Source organism: Paraburkholderia phymatum STM815 (assembly GCF_000020045.1).
GTDB lineage: Bacteria > Pseudomonadota > Gammaproteobacteria > Burkholderiales > Burkholderiaceae > Paraburkholderia > Paraburkholderia phymatum.
The window spans coordinates 683,900-700,333 of record NC_010622.1 but is presented as its reverse complement, the minus strand read 5'-3'; the positions used below and the strand labels follow the sequence as shown (position 1 = coordinate 700,333).

At 64.1% G+C, this 16,434-nt stretch carries 15 protein-coding genes, 1 tRNA gene and 1 pseudogene; 15 read left to right on the top strand and 2 right to left on the bottom strand.

The window, feature by feature from the left end; all coding sequences use genetic code 11:
* Positions 1–45: 45 nt before the first annotated feature.
* From BPHY_RS03120 to BPHY_RS03085, 8 genes are all read left to right on the top strand, one after another.
* Positions 46–696 carry a hypothetical protein gene (locus BPHY_RS03120; protein WP_012400034.1) on the top strand — a complete coding sequence of 217 codons (651 nt, stop codon included), beginning with the start codon at positions 46–48 and terminating at the stop codon, positions 694–696.
* A gap of 210 nt (positions 697–906) precedes the next feature.
* Positions 907–2,187 carry a glutamate-1-semialdehyde 2,1-aminomutase gene (gene hemL / locus BPHY_RS03115; RefSeq protein ID WP_012400033.1) on the top strand — a complete coding sequence of 427 codons (1,281 nt, stop codon included), beginning with the start codon at positions 907–909 and terminating at the stop codon, positions 2,185–2,187.
* 39 nt (positions 2,188–2,226) lie between these two features.
* Positions 2,227–3,348: a bifunctional diaminohydroxyphosphoribosylaminopyrimidine deaminase/5-amino-6-(5-phosphoribosylamino)uracil reductase RibD gene (ribD, locus tag BPHY_RS03110; protein ID WP_012400032.1), complete on the top strand. Its 1,122-nt coding sequence runs from the start codon at positions 2,227–2,229 to the stop codon at positions 3,346–3,348.
* 24 nt (positions 3,349–3,372) lie between these two features.
* On the top strand, positions 3,373–3,987 hold the full coding sequence (locus BPHY_RS03105) for a riboflavin synthase (protein WP_012400031.1): 615 nt from the start codon (positions 3,373–3,375) through the stop codon (positions 3,985–3,987).
* A gap of 114 nt (positions 3,988–4,101) precedes the next feature.
* On the top strand, positions 4,102–5,238 hold the full coding sequence (gene ribBA, locus BPHY_RS03100; protein ID WP_012400030.1) for a bifunctional 3,4-dihydroxy-2-butanone-4-phosphate synthase/GTP cyclohydrolase II: 1,137 nt from the start codon (positions 4,102–4,104) through the stop codon (positions 5,236–5,238).
* Between the two features lie 89 nt (positions 5,239–5,327).
* Positions 5,328–5,846: a 6,7-dimethyl-8-ribityllumazine synthase gene (ribH, locus tag BPHY_RS03095; RefSeq protein ID WP_012400029.1), complete on the top strand. Its 519-nt coding sequence runs from the start codon at positions 5,328–5,330 to the stop codon at positions 5,844–5,846.
* Complete coding sequence (gene nusB, locus BPHY_RS03090) at positions 5,843–6,280, top strand: transcription antitermination factor NusB (RefSeq protein ID WP_012400028.1); 438 nt, start codon at positions 5,843–5,845, stop codon at positions 6,278–6,280. Before ribH ends, nusB begins: the two co-directional genes overlap by 4 nt.
* Before the next feature lie 123 nt (positions 6,281–6,403).
* A complete protein-coding gene (locus tag BPHY_RS03085; protein WP_012400027.1) occupies positions 6,404–7,597 on the top strand; it encodes a pyridoxal phosphate-dependent aminotransferase in 1,194 nt (397 codons plus the stop codon).
* Positions 7,598–7,677: 80 nt separating this feature from the next.
* Here BPHY_RS03085 and BPHY_RS03080 read toward each other — a convergent pair whose 3' ends face one another.
* Positions 7,678–8,892, bottom strand: a complete 1,215-nt coding sequence (locus tag BPHY_RS03080) for a transglycosylase SLT domain-containing protein (protein WP_012400026.1) — start codon at positions 8,890–8,892, stop codon at positions 7,678–7,680.
* Positions 8,893–9,497: 605 nt separating this feature from the next.
* Between BPHY_RS03080 and BPHY_RS03075 the strand changes: the two genes are divergently transcribed.
* Both BPHY_RS03075 and BPHY_RS03070 read left to right on the top strand, forming a co-directional pair.
* Positions 9,498–11,075, top strand: coding sequence for a UbiD family decarboxylase (locus tag BPHY_RS03075; RefSeq protein ID WP_012400025.1), 1,578 nt, complete (start codon positions 9,498–9,500; stop codon positions 11,073–11,075).
* Between the two features lie 75 nt (positions 11,076–11,150).
* Positions 11,151–11,831, top strand: coding sequence for a LysE family translocator (locus BPHY_RS03070; RefSeq protein WP_012400024.1), 681 nt, complete (start codon positions 11,151–11,153; stop codon positions 11,829–11,831).
* 116 nt (positions 11,832–11,947) lie between these two features.
* On the opposite strand, the gene BPHY_RS03065 is transcribed toward BPHY_RS03070, so the two are convergent.
* Positions 11,948–12,244, bottom strand: coding sequence for a hypothetical protein (locus BPHY_RS03065; RefSeq protein WP_012400023.1), 297 nt, complete (start codon positions 12,242–12,244; stop codon positions 11,948–11,950).
* A gap of 825 nt (positions 12,245–13,069) precedes the next feature.
* On the opposite strand from BPHY_RS03065, the pseudogene BPHY_RS44160 reads away from it, so the two are divergent.
* The 5 genes and pseudogenes from BPHY_RS44160 (at position 13,070) to trmB (ending at position 16,345) form a co-directional block, all read left to right on the top strand.
* Positions 13,070–13,934 (top strand): annotated as a pseudogene (locus tag BPHY_RS44160) (DUF2520 domain-containing protein).
* 227 nt (positions 13,935–14,161) lie between these two features.
* Positions 14,162–14,482 (top strand): EthD family reductase, encoded by a 321-nt coding sequence (locus tag BPHY_RS03055; RefSeq protein ID WP_012400020.1) that lies wholly within the window; start codon positions 14,162–14,164, stop codon positions 14,480–14,482.
* Positions 14,483–14,618: 136 nt separating this feature from the next.
* Positions 14,619–15,182, top strand: coding sequence for a YggT family protein (locus BPHY_RS03050; RefSeq protein ID WP_012400019.1), 564 nt, complete (start codon positions 14,619–14,621; stop codon positions 15,180–15,182).
* Between the two features lie 78 nt (positions 15,183–15,260).
* Positions 15,261–15,335, top strand: a tRNA-Gly gene (locus BPHY_RS03045).
* Between the two features lie 203 nt (positions 15,336–15,538).
* The gene (gene trmB, locus BPHY_RS03040; protein ID WP_012400018.1) at positions 15,539–16,345 is read left to right on the top strand and encodes a tRNA (guanosine(46)-N7)-methyltransferase TrmB; all 807 of its coding nucleotides are present in this window, start codon (positions 15,539–15,541) and stop codon (positions 16,343–16,345) included.
* Positions 16,346–16,434: the final 89 nt, after the last annotated feature.

Genomic DNA, 16,434 nt, shown 5'->3' with positions numbered 1-16,434 from the left:
GTTAAGCTGGCCGTCCACCCTTTCGTCACCGACATCCGTACCCAGATGACCGCCTTTCTGCTGATCTGGAGTCCCAGAAAATGGCCGTGGCCCGAGTTGCCCGACGTGGCGAGGCGCGTCGCGGCAGGCGAGGCCGTCACCGATGTCTGGGGCTGCGGCTTCTCGCGCAGCATCCTGCCGGGGGATCGCGTGTTCGTTCATCGCGTGACGCTCGAGCCCAAAGGCGTGTTCGCGTCCGGCTACGTGACGCGCGCGCCCTACGAAGTCCCCGACGCGACAAAGAAGCGCGGTTACCGGCTGTGCGTCGACTTCGTGTACGACTATCTGGTCGATGCGCATCATGACGTCGTGATTACGCGCGACGAACTGCGCAAGCATCCGTTCTCGGTGCAGACCTGGGACGCGCAGACCTCGGGCATCTCGATCAAGCCGATGGCCGAAGGCGCACTCGAGAAACTGTGGATCGAACGGACGGGCAAGCGGGCACGCCCCGCCGCCGCCCTCGCGCCGAAGTCCGCGGCACCCGCAAGCTCGACGAAAGAGCAGGCAACGCAAGCGTGGAGCGCGGCGAACAAGGCCGCAGCCGGAAAACGGGCGGCGCGGGTCGCGATGTACTTCGGTTCGCACAAGCGGCCAGACGGTACGCCAGGCGAAGGCGGCGCCGACGGTGACGGCAATCCTTCCGGCGACACCTGAACGCAATCCGTTCGCACCACGCCGCACCGCCCGGCTCGCGGCCGATTCAACCCGACTCCGGTACAATTTCGTGAGGTCATTCTGACGGTCGTGTGGCCGCTCTGTGCCAGTGCATGAGCGTTCGGACCACACCCGTGCCGCCCTTGTACTGCACTCGCGCAAGTCGCACTCGTTCGACTCGCGAGCCCAACCCGAGCAGGTCCAACGCCAATGCCCAGCAATCAAGAACTCTTCGAGCGCGCCCAGAAAACCATTCCGGGCGGCGTCAACTCGCCCGTGCGCGCCTTCCGCTCCGTCGGCGGCACGCCGCGTTTCATCGAACGCGCACAGGGCGCGTACTTTTGGGATGCAGAGGGCAAGCGGTATATCGACTATATCGGCTCGTGGGGACCGATGATCGTCGGCCACGTGCATCCCGAAGTCCTCGAAGCCGTGCAGCGCGTGCTGTCGAAGGGCTTCTCGTTCGGCGCGCCGACTGAAGCCGAGATCGAGATCGCCGAGGAAATCTGCAAGCTCGTGCCTTCGATGGAACAGGTGCGGATGGTGTCGAGCGGCACGGAAGCGACCATGAGCGCACTGCGTCTCGCGCGCGGCTTCACGGACCGCAGCCGGATCGTCAAGTTCGAGGGCTGCTATCACGGCCACGCCGATAGCCTGCTCGTGAAGGCCGGCTCGGGCCTGCTGACCTTCGGCAATCCGACATCGGCGGGCGTGCCCGTCGATATCGCGAAGCACACCACTGTGCTCGAATACAACAACGTTGCCGCGCTCGAAGAAGCGTTCAGCGCGTTCGGCAATGAAATTGCGTCCGTGATCGTCGAACCGGTGGCGGGCAACATGAATCTCGTGCGCGCGACGCCAGAATTCCTCGGCGCGCTGCGGCGCCTGTGTAGCGAGTATGGCTCGGTGCTGATCTTCGACGAGGTGATGTGCGGCTTCCGTGTCGCGCTCGGCGGCGCGCAGCAGCTGTATGGCATCAGACCAGACCTCACATGTCTGGGCAAGGTGATCGGCGGCGGCATGCCCGCGGCCGCGTTCGGCGGACGGCGCGACATCATGGCTCATCTCGCGCCGCTGGGCGGCGTGTATCAGGCGGGCACGCTGTCGGGCAATCCGATCGCCGTCGCAGCTGGTCTGAAGACGCTGCAACTGATCCAGGCGCCCGGCTTCTACGATGCGCTGTCGCGTCGGACTACCCGTCTCGTGCAAGACCTGACGGAAGCCGCGCGCGAAGCGAAGATTCCGTTCACGGCGGATTCCGTCGGCGGCATGTTCGGCCTGTACTTCTCCGAATCGGTACCGGCCAGCTTCGCGGAAATCTCCCGCTGCGACGTGCCGCGCTTCAACGCGTTCTTCCACAAAATGCTCGATGCGGGCGTGTACTTTGCGCCGTCCGCGTACGAAGCGGGCTTTGTGTCGAGCGCACACGACGACGCGACCGTCGAGGCTACCATCGAAGCAGCGCGCGGCGCGTTCAAGTCGCTCGCCTGATCCCAGTCGACGAAATACTGAACGGATAACCCGAAACCGATGTTCTCGCAGACCGATTTCGTCCACATGGAGCGCGCGCTGGCCCTCGCCTGGCGCGGCCTGTACACGACTGACCCCAATCCGCGCGTCGGTTGCGTGCTGGTGAAGAACGGCGAGGTGATCGGCGAAGGCTTCACGCAGCCGGCCGGTCGCGACCACGCGGAAATCCAGGCGCTCAAGGATGCACGCAAGCGCGGCCACGATCTTCAAGGCGCGACGGCTTACGTGACGCTTGAGCCGTGCAGCCATTTCGGCCGCACGCCCCCGTGCGCGAATGCACTCATCGAAGCAAAGCTCGCACGCGTGGTCGCCGCGATGGAAGACCCGAATCCGCGGGTGTCGGGGCGTGGCCTGTCTATGCTGCGCGAAGCAGGCATCGAAGTGCGTTGCGGCCTGCTCGAAAACGACGCGCGCGAGCTGAACATCGGCTTCGTGTCGCGGATGACGCGCGGCCGGCCGTGGGTGCGGATGAAAGTGGCGGCCTCGCTGGATGGCCGCACGGGACTGCCGTCGGGCGAAAGCCAGTGGATCACCAGCGAAGCGGCGCGCAACGACGGACATGCGTGGCGCGCCCGCGCGTCGGCGATCCTGACGGGCATCGGCACCGTGAAAGAAGACAACCCGCGCATGACGGTGCGCGCAGTCGATACGCCGCGCCAGCCGCATCGGGTGCTGATCGACAGCCAGCTCGAAGTGCCGCCCGACGCGCAGATTCTCGCAGGCGCGCCCACGCTGGTCTTCTGCAGCACGCTCTCGCCGCTGCTCACGGAGCGCGCCGCCGTGCTGCACGATCGAGGCGCCGAGATCGTGCCGCTCGCGAACGAGAACGGCAAGGTCGACCTGCCGCGCATGCTCGAAGAACTCGGCAAGCGCGAAGTCAACGAATTGCACGTCGAAGCGGGTTACAAGCTGAACGGGTCGCTCCTGCGCGAAGGATGCGTCGACGAACTGCTCGTCTATGTCGCGCCGAGCCTGCTCGGCAACGACTCGATGAGCATGTTCAATCTTGCCGCGCCCGGTTCGCTGGACGCGCGCACACAACTCGAATTTCATGCCGTGGACCGGATCGGCAGCGACGTGCGGATTCTCGCGCGCGTGATGCCCAAGGTGCCCACGCATTGACCGATCGATAAAGGACACGACACGATGTTTACGGGAATTGTCGCGGCTGTCGGCCGCATTGCTTCGATCACGCCGCTGGGCAACGAACCGGACGCGGGCGTCCGCCTTCATGTGGAAGCAGGCGGCCTCGACATGGACGACGTGCAACTGGGCGACAGCATCGCCATTCAGGGCGCGTGCATGACCGTGATTGAAAAGTCGCCGGCTTCGTTCGACGTCGACGTGTCGCGCGAAAGCCTGAGCCGCACGGTGGGCCTCGGCGAAACACGCGAAGTCAACCTCGAAAAGGCGCTGCGCTCGCATGACCGGCTGGGCGGCCATATCGTGTCGGGCCACGTGGACGGCCTCGGCACGGTGACGCGCTTTGCTCGCGTAGGTGAATCGCACGAACTGCGCGTGCTCGCACCGCGCGACATCGGCAAGTTTCTGGCGTACAAGGGGTCGATTACCGTGAACGGCGTGAGCCTCACCGTGAACGCGGTGACGGACCGCGACGACGGCTGCGAGTTTTCGATCAATCTGATTCCGCATACGGTTGAAGTCACCACGCTCAAGGCTTTGAAGGAAGGCGCGCAAGTGAATCTGGAGATCGACCTGATCGCGCGCTACGTCGAGCGGATGCTCAACGCACCCAGGTAGTCTCGCCTTCCTCTTTGCAGCCGAACATTCGTCCGAATGGCATATGCCGTTCGGACGGGCGACGTGGCGGGCGGCGTGGCGTAAAATACGCGCTTTCCCAAACTTCCCGCCAACATGACCCTCGCCTCCACCCTTGAAATCATCGCCGAGCTCAAAGCTGGCCGGATGGTGATTCTTGTCGACGAAGAAGACCGCGAGAACGAGGGCGACCTCGTCATCGCAGCGGAATTCATCACGCCGGAAGCGATCAACTTCATGGCGCGCTACGGCCGCGGTCTGATCTGCCTGACGCTCACGCAGGAACGCTGCCGGCAGCTCAACCTGCCGCTGATGACGCACCGCAACGGCACGCAGTACGGCACGGCCTTCACGGTCAGCATCGAAGCAGCCGAAGGTGTGACCACGGGTATTTCAGCCGCGGACCGCGCGCACACCATCGCCACGGCGGTCGCGGCGAACGCCCGCGCCGAGGACATCGTCCAGCCAGGCCACGTGTTTCCGATCATGGCCCAGCCGGGCGGCGTACTGGTGCGCGCGGGCCACACGGAAGCCGGTTGCGATTTCACGGCGCTCTCGGGGCTGACGCCCGCTGCCGTGATCTGTGAAATCATCAAGGACGACGGCACGATGGCGCGTTTGCCCGACCTGCTGACATTCGCCGAGGAACACGGCCTGAAGATCGGCACGATCGCCGACCTGATCCACTACCGCAGCCGGACCGAATCGATCGTCGAGCGCGTGTGCGAACGCACGATGCAGACCGTGCACGGCCCGTTCCGCGCGGTCATGTATCTCGACCAGCCGAGCGGCCAGCCGCACATGGCGCTGGTGCGCGGCACGCCCACGCCGGAACGCGAAACCATGGTGCGCGTGCACGAGCCGCTGTCGGTGCTGGATCTGCTGGAAGTTGGCACGTCCACGCACTCGTGGACGCTTGACGCCGCAATGAAGGAAATTGCCGCGCGCGATCACGGCGTGATCGTGCTGCTGAACTGCGGCGACTCGAAAGAACACATGATCGACGTGTTCAAGGCATTCGACGAAAAGAGCCGGGCCGAGGTGCTCAAGCGCCGCCCGGTGGACTTCAAGACGTATGGCATCGGCGCGCAGATTCTGCGCGAACTCGGTGTCGGCAAGATGCAGGTGCTGTCGAACCCGCGCAAGCTGGGCAGCATGTCCGGCTATGGGCTCGAAGTGACCGGTTTCGTGCCGATGCCAGGCAGCGCGGCCGAGAAGCCGCAGAACTGCTGAACGCATCAACTGCTTTCACGACCAGTTTTCGCTCAGTTGTCGCTAAGTTCCTGCTCATCTGCGCTCAACCAACACTCTACGGACTTCATATGGAAATCGGACAATACCAACCGAATCTCGACGGCGACGGCCTGCGCATCGGCATCGTCCAATCGCGCTTTAACGAACCCGTTTGCAACGGCCTCGCTGACGCCTGCATCGAAGAGCTCGAACGCCTCGGCGTGACGGGCGAAGACGTGCTGCTCGTCACCGTGCCGGGCGCGCTGGAAATCCCGCTCGCGCTGCAAAAACTCGCCGAAAGCGGCCAGTTCGACGCGCTGATCGCGCTCGGCGCGGTCATTCGCGGCGAGACGTATCACTTCGAACTCGTGTCGAACGAAAGCGGCTCGGGCATCTCGCGCATCGCGCTCGACTTCGGCATCCCCGTCGCGAACGCCGTGCTGACCACGGAAAACGACGAGCAGGCCGTCGCCCGCATGACCGAAAAGGGCCGTGACGCGGCCCGCACTGCCGTCGAAATGGCCAACCTCGCGGTCGCGCTCGAGCAACTGGACGGCGACGAGGACGACGAAGGCGAAGGCGAGGACGATGAAGAGGAACGGGCATGAAGAGCGCACGCCGACGCTCCCGCGAACTGGCCACGCAGGGGCTCTATCAGTGGCTGCTGTCGGGTTCGCCGGCAGGTGAGATCGACGCGCAGCTGCGTGGCGCCCAAGGTTACGACAAGGCCGACCACGAACATCTCGACGCCATCCTGCACGGCGTGATCCGCGATTCGGAGGCGCTGTCGGCCGATCTGGCGCCTTGCCTCGACCGCCCCATCGACCAGCTGTCGCCCGTCGAACGCGCGGTGCTGCTGGTGGCTGCATACGAACTGAAGAATCACATCGACATCCCGTACCGCGTCGTCATCAACGAGGCTGTCGAGCTGGCGAAGACCTTCGGCGGCGCGGACGGCTACAAGTACGTCAATGGCGTGCTGGACAAGCTGTCGGCGAAGTTGCGCGTCGACGAAACGCAGGCCGCTGCCCGCAAGCAGTAAGCGTTCTCGACGAGCGTAGACGCCTCAAGCTGCTGGCGATGCAGGCGGGTCCCGCGTTGCCGGGCCCGCGTTTGTTGTTTGCGCGGTGACACCCGCGCGTTTGCACTGAACTGGATTGACCGAATGAACAGCGTGACGGAACCCCTTGTGAAAATGGCCGCCCGCGTCGACGCCATCCAGCCGTTCTATGTGATGGAACTGGCGAAAGAAGCGGCGCTGCTGGAGCGCGCGGGGCGCGACATCATCCATATGGGAATCGGCGAGCCCGATTTCACCGCGCCCGAACCCGTCATCGAGGCAGCCGCGCGAGCGTTGCGCAGCGGCGCCACGCAATACACGGGCGCGCTCGGCATTCACCCGTTGCGCGAGGCGATCGCGGGGCATTACAAGCACACCTATGGCCTCGAAATCGACCCGGCGCGCATCGTGGTGACGGCGGGTGCGTCGGCCGCGCTGCTGCTGGCTTGCGCGGCGCTCGTCGATCGCGACGACGAAGTGCTGATGCCCGACCCCAGCTATCCGTGCAACCGCCATTTCGTCGCTGCCGCCGAAGGCAAGCCGGTGCTAGTACCGAGCGGTCCGGCCGAGCGCTTCCAGCTGACGGCGAACGACGTCGAACGTCTGTGGAACGCAAACACGCGCGGCGTGCTGCTCGCTTCGCCGTCGAACCCCACGGGCACATCGATCGAGCCTGACGAACTCAGGCGCATCGTCGAAGCGGTCCGCGCCCGCGGCGGTTTCACGATCGTCGACGAAATCTACCAGGGCCTGAGCTATGACGCGCCGCCCGTGTCCGCGCTGTCGTTCGGCGAGGACGTGGTCACCGTCAACAGCTTCTCGAAGTACTTCAACATGACAGGCTGGCGCCTTGGCTGGCTCGTGGTGCCGCCCGCCCTCGTTGGCGCGTTCGAAAAGCTCGCACAGAACCTGTTCATCTGCGCGTCGGCGCTCGCACAGCATGCGGCGCTCGCCTGCTTCGAGCCGGACACGCTCGCCATCTACGAAGCTCGCCGGCTCGAATTCAAGCGCCGCCGCGATTTCATAGCACCCGCGCTTGAGTCGCTCGGTTTCTCCGTGCCTGTCATGCCTGACGGCGCGTTCTACGTCTATGCGGACTGCCGCAGCATCGCGCATCCCGCCGCCGGCGACAGCGCCGCGCTGACCCGGGCGATGCTGCACGATGCGGGCGTCGTGCTGGTGCCAGGCATGGATTTCGGCTCGTATCAGCCGCGCGAGTACATTCGTCTGTCGTATGCGACGGCTTATTCGAAACTGGAAGAGGCTGTCGAACGTCTGCGCGCGCTGTTTGGCGGCTAAGCGCAAACCGCGCCGACCATTAAAAAGGGCACCGTAAGGTGCCCTTTCATTTTTGCCGAGGCAGGGAAAACCGATTATGTTCAGGCGCCCAATTCGGGCTGCTGCGTCGGATGCTTCGCTGCGTTCGCGCTCGCGTCGTCCTGCTCCGCACCCTTCACCGGCGACGCCGCCGTCAGCGGATGCCCTTCCAGCGTCACCTGGACGCGCTTGTTTGCGCTGTTCGACGCCGCATTCGACGTCGGCGTCGAAGCCTGCACCGTCGCCGGCGCCTGCGGGCTATTGATCGGCACTTTGCGGCCCCGCGCCACGTCGCGCAGACGCGTGCGCTCGGCCATCACCTTTGCGCCGTAGCCGCCGTCGTCCTGCGACGTCGAACCGACGTACAGACGCAGGCCGCCCGGCAGCGAACCGCCGCGCGCAATGCAATCCTTCAGCACGATGGCGCCGACCTTGATGTTCGCGAGTGGCTCGAGCGCCGCACTCTGGCCGCCGAAATAGCGGAATTTGTCCGAATGCACCGTCGACATCACCTGCATCAGGCCTTTCGCGCCGACGCCGCTTTCCGCGTACGGGTTGAAGCCCGACTCGATCGCCATCACGGCGAGCAGCAGCAGCGGATCGAGGCCGACTTCGCGGCCGGTATCGAACGCGGCCTTCACGAGTTCGCTGACGGGCTCTTGAGCCACGCGGTAGCGCCGCGCGATAAAGGTGGCGACGAGATTCTGCTCGCGCGTCGAGACCAGCACACGGTCGTCGCGGGCATCCGGCGATACCCGCTGCGACGGGATCATCGACGCGATCGCGCCGACGCTCGGCAGCGTGCGAGGATCGAGGCCGTTGAGGGCGGCCGAAGAAAGGCCCGTGCTGATGCCCGTGCCCGACGGCGCCGTGAAGCTGCTGTTGTCGGTGGCGACGTTGTAGCCGGCGTCAGCGGCCGCCGCGGCAGCGTTGGACGTGTCGGCCGCGCCAGACGAACGGGAAGAGCCCGACGCGCTCGACAGCGTGTCGTCCTGCGGCGCGGTGTTGCCGCGCTGCTGCGGCGCGAACGACGGCAGCGGATTGCCCTGCAGCAGACGGGCGGGGCCTGCCTGCACGGCGGCCGAAATGAAGGGCATCAGCCGCGTTGCCAGCGTCAGGCGCCAGCTCGGCATCAGCCACAGCGTGAGCGCGAAAAGGACGGCAGCTCCACCAACCACGCTGAAAAGATGATGACTCACACGCGTCCCTTGGCGCAGCGCGCCGCGCATGACCTGCGCGAGCCGCTCGTTGGGACGCCACGATAACCAGGCGTTCATTCAGATCTCCCATGTTGCTGGCTGCGCGAACACCGTAAAAACGACCGGTTCGACTGCCGGTTCGCAAAAGCCAAGACGCCGCGCGCTCTGGTTAAGGCGCTAACGACGTCGGGAAAACGGCAAAAAGTACCGTTGAGGAGCCAAAATCTCGAAAAGGGCCGCCTGCATGCTGAAAAGCAAGCATTCGGTGGCTCCCACGCGAAAAACCAGCGTCGAAGTGCGCTGGCGAAGACTACATGTGACCGTCAATACCGTGCAGGGGCGGTAAGAGCGACGCGTTGCGTCTGAAGGACCGGAGGACGGTGGTAAAAACTATCAATTCCCTGCAACCGATGTGACCGGATTTTATCAGGGTTTTATAGATCGTCAACACTATAAGGCCGCAAAACTATAACCAATTGTAATAATGAACACTGTTCAGAAGCGTCCCGCGCCCTGCATACGGGGCTTCCCAGCCGATTGGCATTTTCCAAATCAACGCGCGATTCCCAACGCAGGTAAAATCGACAATCCACTCGGCGCGGTCGTTCTTCATCTGTCCGCCACTCCGCCGCCCGCATTCCCAGCCCCGGCATCGCTGCCAAACAGAACGATGAAATAGAACGATGAAATACAAAGACCTGCGTGACTTCGCGAGCCGCCTCGAATCGCTCGGGGAGTTGCGCCGCATCTCGCAACCCGTGTCACCTGTCCTCGAAATGACCGAACTCTGCGACCGCGTGCTGCGCGCAGGCGGCCCCGCGCTGCTGTTCGAGTCGAAGGCGACGCATGCGTTCCCGGTGCTCGGCAATCTGTTCGGCACGCCGCGGCGTGTCGCGCTCGGCATGGGCATCGACGCGTCCGCGCCGGGCGGCGCTGGCGGCGATCAGGCGGCGCTCGAGACGCTGCGCGATGTCGGACGCCTGCTGTCCGCGCTGAAGGAGCCTGAGCCGCCCAAGGGCCTCAAGGACGCGGGCAAGATGCTGTCGCTTGCGAAGGCGGTCTGGGACATGGCGCCGAAGACGGTGAGCGCCCCGCCCTGCCAGGAAATCGTCTGGGAAGGCAATGACGTCGATCTCGCGAAGCTGCCCATCCAGACCTGTTGGCCGGGCGACGCTGGCCCGTTGATTACCTGGGGCCTCACGGTCACGCGCGGACCGAACAAGACGCGGCAGAACCTGGGCATCTACCGGCAGCAGGTGATCGGACGTAACAAGGTCATCATGCGCTGGCTTGCACATCGCGGCGGCGCGCTCGACTTCCGCGAGTTCGCATTGAAGAACCCCGGCAAGCCGTATCCCGTCGCGGTCGTTCTGGGCGCCGATCCCGCGACGATCCTCGGCGCCGTCACGCCCGTGCCCGATACGCTGTCGGAATACCAGTTCGCGGGTCTGCTGCGCGGCGGACGCACGGAACTCGCGAAGTGCATCACGCCGGGCGTCGACACGCTGCAGGTGCCCGCGCGCGCGGAGATCGTGCTGGAAGGCTTCATCTACCCGCAGCAGGGCACGCCGGCACCCGCGCCCGAAAGTGCGCCGCCGCGTCCGTCGAAAGGCGCGAGCGCGGCGTATGAGCATGCGCTCGAAGGTCCGTACGGCGATCACACTGGCTACTACAACGAGCAGGAGTGGTTTCCCGTCTTCACGATCGAGCGCATCACGATGCGCCGCGACGCGATCTATCACTCCACCTACACGGGCAAACCGCCCGACGAGCCGGCCGTGCTGGGCGTCGCGCTGAACGAGGTGTTCGTGCCGCTTCTGCAGAAGCAGTTCACGGAGATCACCGACTTCTATCTTCCGCCCGAAGGCTGCAGTTACCGGATGGCCATCGTGCAAATGAAGAAGAGCTATCCGGGCCACGCGAAGCGTGTGATGTTCGGCGTGTGGAGCTTTCTGCGGCAGTTCATGTACACGAAGTTCATCGTCGTGGTCGACGAAGACGTAAACATCCGCGACTGGAAGGAAGTGATCTGGGCGATTACGACGCGTATCGACCCGTCGCGCGACACCGTACTGGTCGATCGCACGCCGATCGACTACCTGGATTTCGCATCGCCCGTTGCCGGACTCGGCTCGAAGATGGGACTCGATGCGACCAACAAATGGCCTGGTGAAACCGACCGCGAATGGGGCCAACCGATCGTGATGGACGATGCCGTCAAAGCTCGCATCGACGGTCTGTGGAACGAACTCGGCCTGTAAGCTCAGGCCTGCTTGCAGGCGACGCCCGCAAAGGCCGGCGCGTCAACCATAACAGTCATCAAAGCGGTCGAACGGATGCATAGTTTGTCGATGTTGTCGGACGGTTTTTTTCTCTCGCTGTCGTTGTGCCTCGATATCGGTCTCGTCAACGTCGCGATCATTTCCCTGACGTTGTCGCACGGCTTCAGGCCGGGCTTCTGGCTAGGTCTCGGTTCCTGTTTCGGCGACCTGATCTATGCGGCGCTCGCCCTCGCGGGCATGGCCGCGCTGCTGCAGTTCGAGTCGGTGCGCTGGGTCGTGTGGATCGGCGGCGCGGCGACTCTGCTCTGTTTGACGTGGAAGATGGCGCGCGAGGCGCTGATTCCCGCATCGGCGCCGCCCGTCGAAGGCGAAGCCGACGCAACGACGCCGCGTCTCGATCCGAAGCGCGGCTTCCTGCGCGGCGTGCTGCTCGCGATCTCTTCGCCGAGCGCCATTCTGTGGTTCGCGGCCGTCGGCGGCGCGCTGATCGCCAAGGCAGGCGCAACGTCTGTGACGACGGCGCCCGTGTTTCTCGGCGGCTTCTTCCTCGGGGGACTATGCTGGACGCTCTTTATCTGCGGCCTGGCAAGCCACGGGCGCAAGCGCGCGGGCACGGGGCTGCTGCGGATCTGTCACGTCCTGTCGGCGCTGCTATTCGCTTACTTCTCGTACAGCGTGATCGTCAACGGCTACCACGATCTGATCGTGCCTACAGCGCACGCGGCAACTAGCTGAGCAACGAGGTAGCACGTTCGCGTCGACAAAACGAAAACGGCGCAATGCGGCATTGAGCCGACATTGCGCCGTTTTCGTCCGGCTCGCGCAGCGCAACGCGCTACGCAGCCGGAAGATCAATAACGGTAATACGGGCGGCCATAGTAGCCGTGATGGTAGTAGGGACGGTGATAACCGTAACCGTAGTATCCACCGCCCACGACGACAGGCGGCGCGACCACGACGGGCGGCGGCGGCGCATAGACCACGGGGGGCGGGGGTGCGTAATACACAGGAGGCGGCGGTGCGTACACGGGATAAGCCGGTGCAACAGGGACACCGATGCCGATGCCAACGGACACATGAGCCTGCGCTGCAGTGGTCAGTCCAACCCCGAGTGCGGCAGCAGCGATAAACGGAACAATCTTCTTCACTTGTATTTCTCCTGGCGGCTCGGCCGATCTGACCGTGTCGCATGACGGACATGCTCTGAATTCAATGTATCGAAAAAGTCTGCATGCCGTTGTCTACATTTGTTGCAAATTGCAATTGCGGGAAATTGGTTCGCGAGTCGGCATCCGGGGTTCATTTGTCAGATGACGCCGATGATACCGAAAACCAAGGTTTTGCCCGCGCGGTGGCTCCAGATCGGGCATCTTGACCGGCCTCCGCAACAGCAGCTTCGGTGCCTCGGTAATCTTTATTTACAAATAAATCAATATCCGTTGCGCAAGCGCATCGTACGGGCCGCGCGCCACCATATGGCCGTTAACGAAAAACGCCCGGCCAGCGGTCCGGGCGCTTTACTGGAAACGGTTCGAATGCACGTCAACCGACCTTCACATAAGTGAACTCGCGCGTGACATTAGGTGGTACGTACGCGCCGCTAATCTTCACCCGAGGCGTAAGCCGCTTCTTCTGATCCCACCAGCGACGTCGCTGGGTATGCGTGAGAAACCGCAAGTGCTTTCGGTAAGCAAAGATGCTCATCGTAACCTCCCGGATCTGACTGCGAGACATAGAAAACCACGGTGACTGCCTATCCACTCCCTACGGAACCCTGAAAGCAGTTTTCGCGCCTGCGCGCACAACCGTTGCTGTCGTGCGTCTGCGAGCAGCCCTGAAAGTGTCGGTCGACTGCGAAACGCGAGTCGGCGCGCGCCCAAACCACCAGACAAAGCCACCAGCTCCCGCAGTCGATTCATGGGAGAGGCGCGACACGCCAGTTTCCTTGTTCAGTTCCGTCGGGAGCAGGAACCATGTCCCAGCCCTCGTTGCCGCGCCTGGGCTTCGTCAGCGCGGACCGGATTGTGCGCTGCCGAGCGCCCGGTTTCGCACGCGCCGGATATCCCGTCACGGCCATGGCGAGCCACACGCCCGAATCGGCGCGGTGGCTTGCCAGTCAGATCGAATTCTGCGCCGCGTATGACGACCTCAGCGGGCCGTCGAGTCGGCGGACATACTCTTTTTAGCGGTCCACGATGACAGCATCGGTACGACAGCGAACACACTCGCCTCTCCCGCTCGCGCGGCGCCTGGCAAGAAGGGCTGGCCAGTCGTGCAAGACAGCCGCGTCGCCCGTCGAACTGACTGCCCTGGCTCGGGACCACGGCCCGTCGATCGGCGGTTTTTATTCACTTTACCTGTTCAGAAGCGATTTGACAGATATCGAACAAATCGCTGGCTGCTCAGTAACGATGGAGGCGGACGGCGCACTCGAGGACACGCCGTCGACGTTCAGCCGCCGCGCTGCGCTGTCGTCCGCTGTCGAGCCCCGCCGAAGGCGGCGGCGTCCTATGCAGCGGAATTCGCGCTGCGCAGTCTGGCCAAGAACGCGAGCTTGTGGTGGAAGCTCGGTTCGGACGAGCACGACGCTGCGCGCCCTGCTCCCGGTATGGACTGCACCTCCAAACCACGCGCGACGGCAGCCGCGCCAACGCGCTGGCGGCACCGCTTTCGCGTGGCGACGTCGGCGTGGTGGAAACGCAACTGTCGCTGCTGGAAGGGCTGGGCGTCGATTGCAGCACGCTGTTCGGCTTGATCGCGCGCCGAGCCGTCGCACTCGCGCGCCGACGTACGACGCCGCCTGTCGCGGCCGATGCGGTCGCGACAGGCGTCGAATAGTCCGTCGGCCGCACGCTCAAAGGCGCCGCGAAAGGTGCAAGCGTGGAGTAAGGCGTGATAATGTGACGTCCGGCATGAGCGGGCGATCATGGCTACCGCCCGCGACGGGAGGGGCGGCACGGAGTGCCCCAAACACGGCCGGCCACCACGCGGACAACGACACGCAGCGGGCGCATGAGACGCACGGCACCTGCCCGCGCTTCGTGACCAACCGACGAGAACGCACAATGATCAAGGTCAGCATCCTCTATCCGTATCGAGAAGGCGGACGTTTCGACGTCGACTATTACTGCGCCACACACATGCCGCTTGCCGCGAAACTGTTCGGCGCACCGCTGAAGGGCTGGTCGGTGGACATCGGCATCAACGCCGGGCCGCCGGGCTCGCAGCCGCCGTTCGTCGCGGCGGGTCACTTTCTGTTCGATACGGTCGAGGCGTTCTACGAAGCTTTCAAACCCGCCAGCGACACATTGCTCGCCGACATTCCCAATTACACGGACGGCGGCAACGGCAAAATCCTGATCAGCGAAGTCAAGGTCGCCGGCTAGTCCGGTGACCCGCGCGCAAGCGTGCTGTGGCGAACTGCGCAGTGCCTGTTGTGCGGCCATAGTGTCAGCCGTCCGCCGGCCTGCCGGCGCCAGTGCGTCCCCCGTCGGGGCGTTTTTTTGAAGGAAAGGATCCACGATGTTCGGCGATATCGCCCGTTTTCTGCTCAATACCATTTTCACGCTATTCGGCGCGGCGCTGCTGCTGCGCGCCTGGCTCCAGTTCATCCGCATGCAGCCGTACAACCCGGTGTCGAGCGCCGTGATGCAGGCGACCAACTGGCTCGTGCTGCCGCTGCGCAAGATCATCCCCGGTACGCGCGGCATCGACTGGGCAAGTCTCGTTGCTGCGCTCCTCACGTCGGTCGTCTATGTCGTGCTGATGGTCGCGATCGTCGGCGTCGATCCACTCGGACTGATGCCGTCGCTGCTGATCGTCGCGCTGCTGACAGTCGTCAAATGGGCGCTGAACCTGCTCATCTGGCTGACGATCCTGATGGCGCTGCTGTCATGGCTCAATCCGCGTTCGCCCGCCATGCCCATCCTGCATCAGCTGACGGCGCCGTTTCTCGACCCGCTGCGAAAGATCATGCCGCGACTCGGCGGCATCGATCTGTCGCCGATCCTGCTGTTCGTCATCGTGCAGGTGCTGTTGATGGTCGTGACGCGCGCGGCCGTGTCGCTCACGCTGTTCGGCATCTGATACGGCTTTGAACGCGCGATGCCGGCGCATCCGGCGATTTGCCCAAAGCCGCCGAATCCGCGTAAAATGCAGCGCTCTGCGGGCGTCGTATAATGGCTATTACCCTAGCTTCCCAAGCTAGAGACGTGGGTTCGATTCCCATCGCCCGCTCCACTTTCAGCCGCTCCCCGCCGCACAACGCGCGCACGGAGAGACCAGGCGGAAAATCCAGCGTGAGAGCCGCCTCCCTGAAGGCGGCTTTTTTGTAGCGTGCTTCGTGCAGCGTGCGTGGGTACTACGTGCCGCGAACAAAGAAAAGCGCCCCTCACGCCCTGTCAATTCAGTGACTTCCGCCGCCCACTCTTGCCTTCATTACGATGATTCACGATCCGAACGAAGCCGGTCTGCCGCGCGCCTCTTCCCAGCTTATGGGCGACGATGCGCCAGGCCACGAGCCGCCTGAATCCGCCGGAACCGCTGGTGACGCCGCTGCGTCGGAAAACGCGCTGCACCGGCGCCGGATCCGCAGCTTCGTGACCCGCGCGGGCCGCGTATCGACGGGACAGCGCCGCGCAATGGATGAACTCGGCCCGCGCTTCGTCGTGCCCTATGCGCCGCAGCAGCCGGACTGGGAAGCCGTCTTCGGTCGCCGCGCGCCGCGTATTCTGGAAATCGGCTTCGGCATGGGCGCCACGACGGCCGAGATCGCGTCGCATCGTCCCCATGACGACTTCCTTGGCGTCGAAGTACACGAGCCGGGCGTTGGCGCGCTACTCAAGCTGATGGGCGAGCAGAATCTTTCGAACATCCGCATCATCCAGCACGACGCCGTCGAAGTGCTCGAAAACATGATTGCGCCGCACAGCCTGGGCGGCGTGCATATTTTCTTTCCCGACCCGTGGCACAAGGCCCGTCATCACAAGCGCCGCCTGATCCAGCCGAAGTTCGTCGCGCTGCTGGTGTCGCGAATGAAGCCGGGCGCGTACATCCATTGCGCGACCGACTGGCAGAACTACGCGGAACAGATGCTGGAAGTGCTCGGTGCTGAGCCCGCGCTCGAAAACACCGCCGACGATTACGCCCCGCGTCCCGACTATCGTCCCGTGACGAAGTTCGAGAAGCGCGGCCTGCGTCTCGGGCATGGCGTATGGGATCTGATCTTCAGGCGTCGTCCGAACAGCTGATGCGCTTTCGCTTCAACTGAGACAAAAAAGGCCCGCGGTCTTCCTGCCGCGGGCCTTTTTCATATTGGGCGCGCCGACACGGGCGAAAC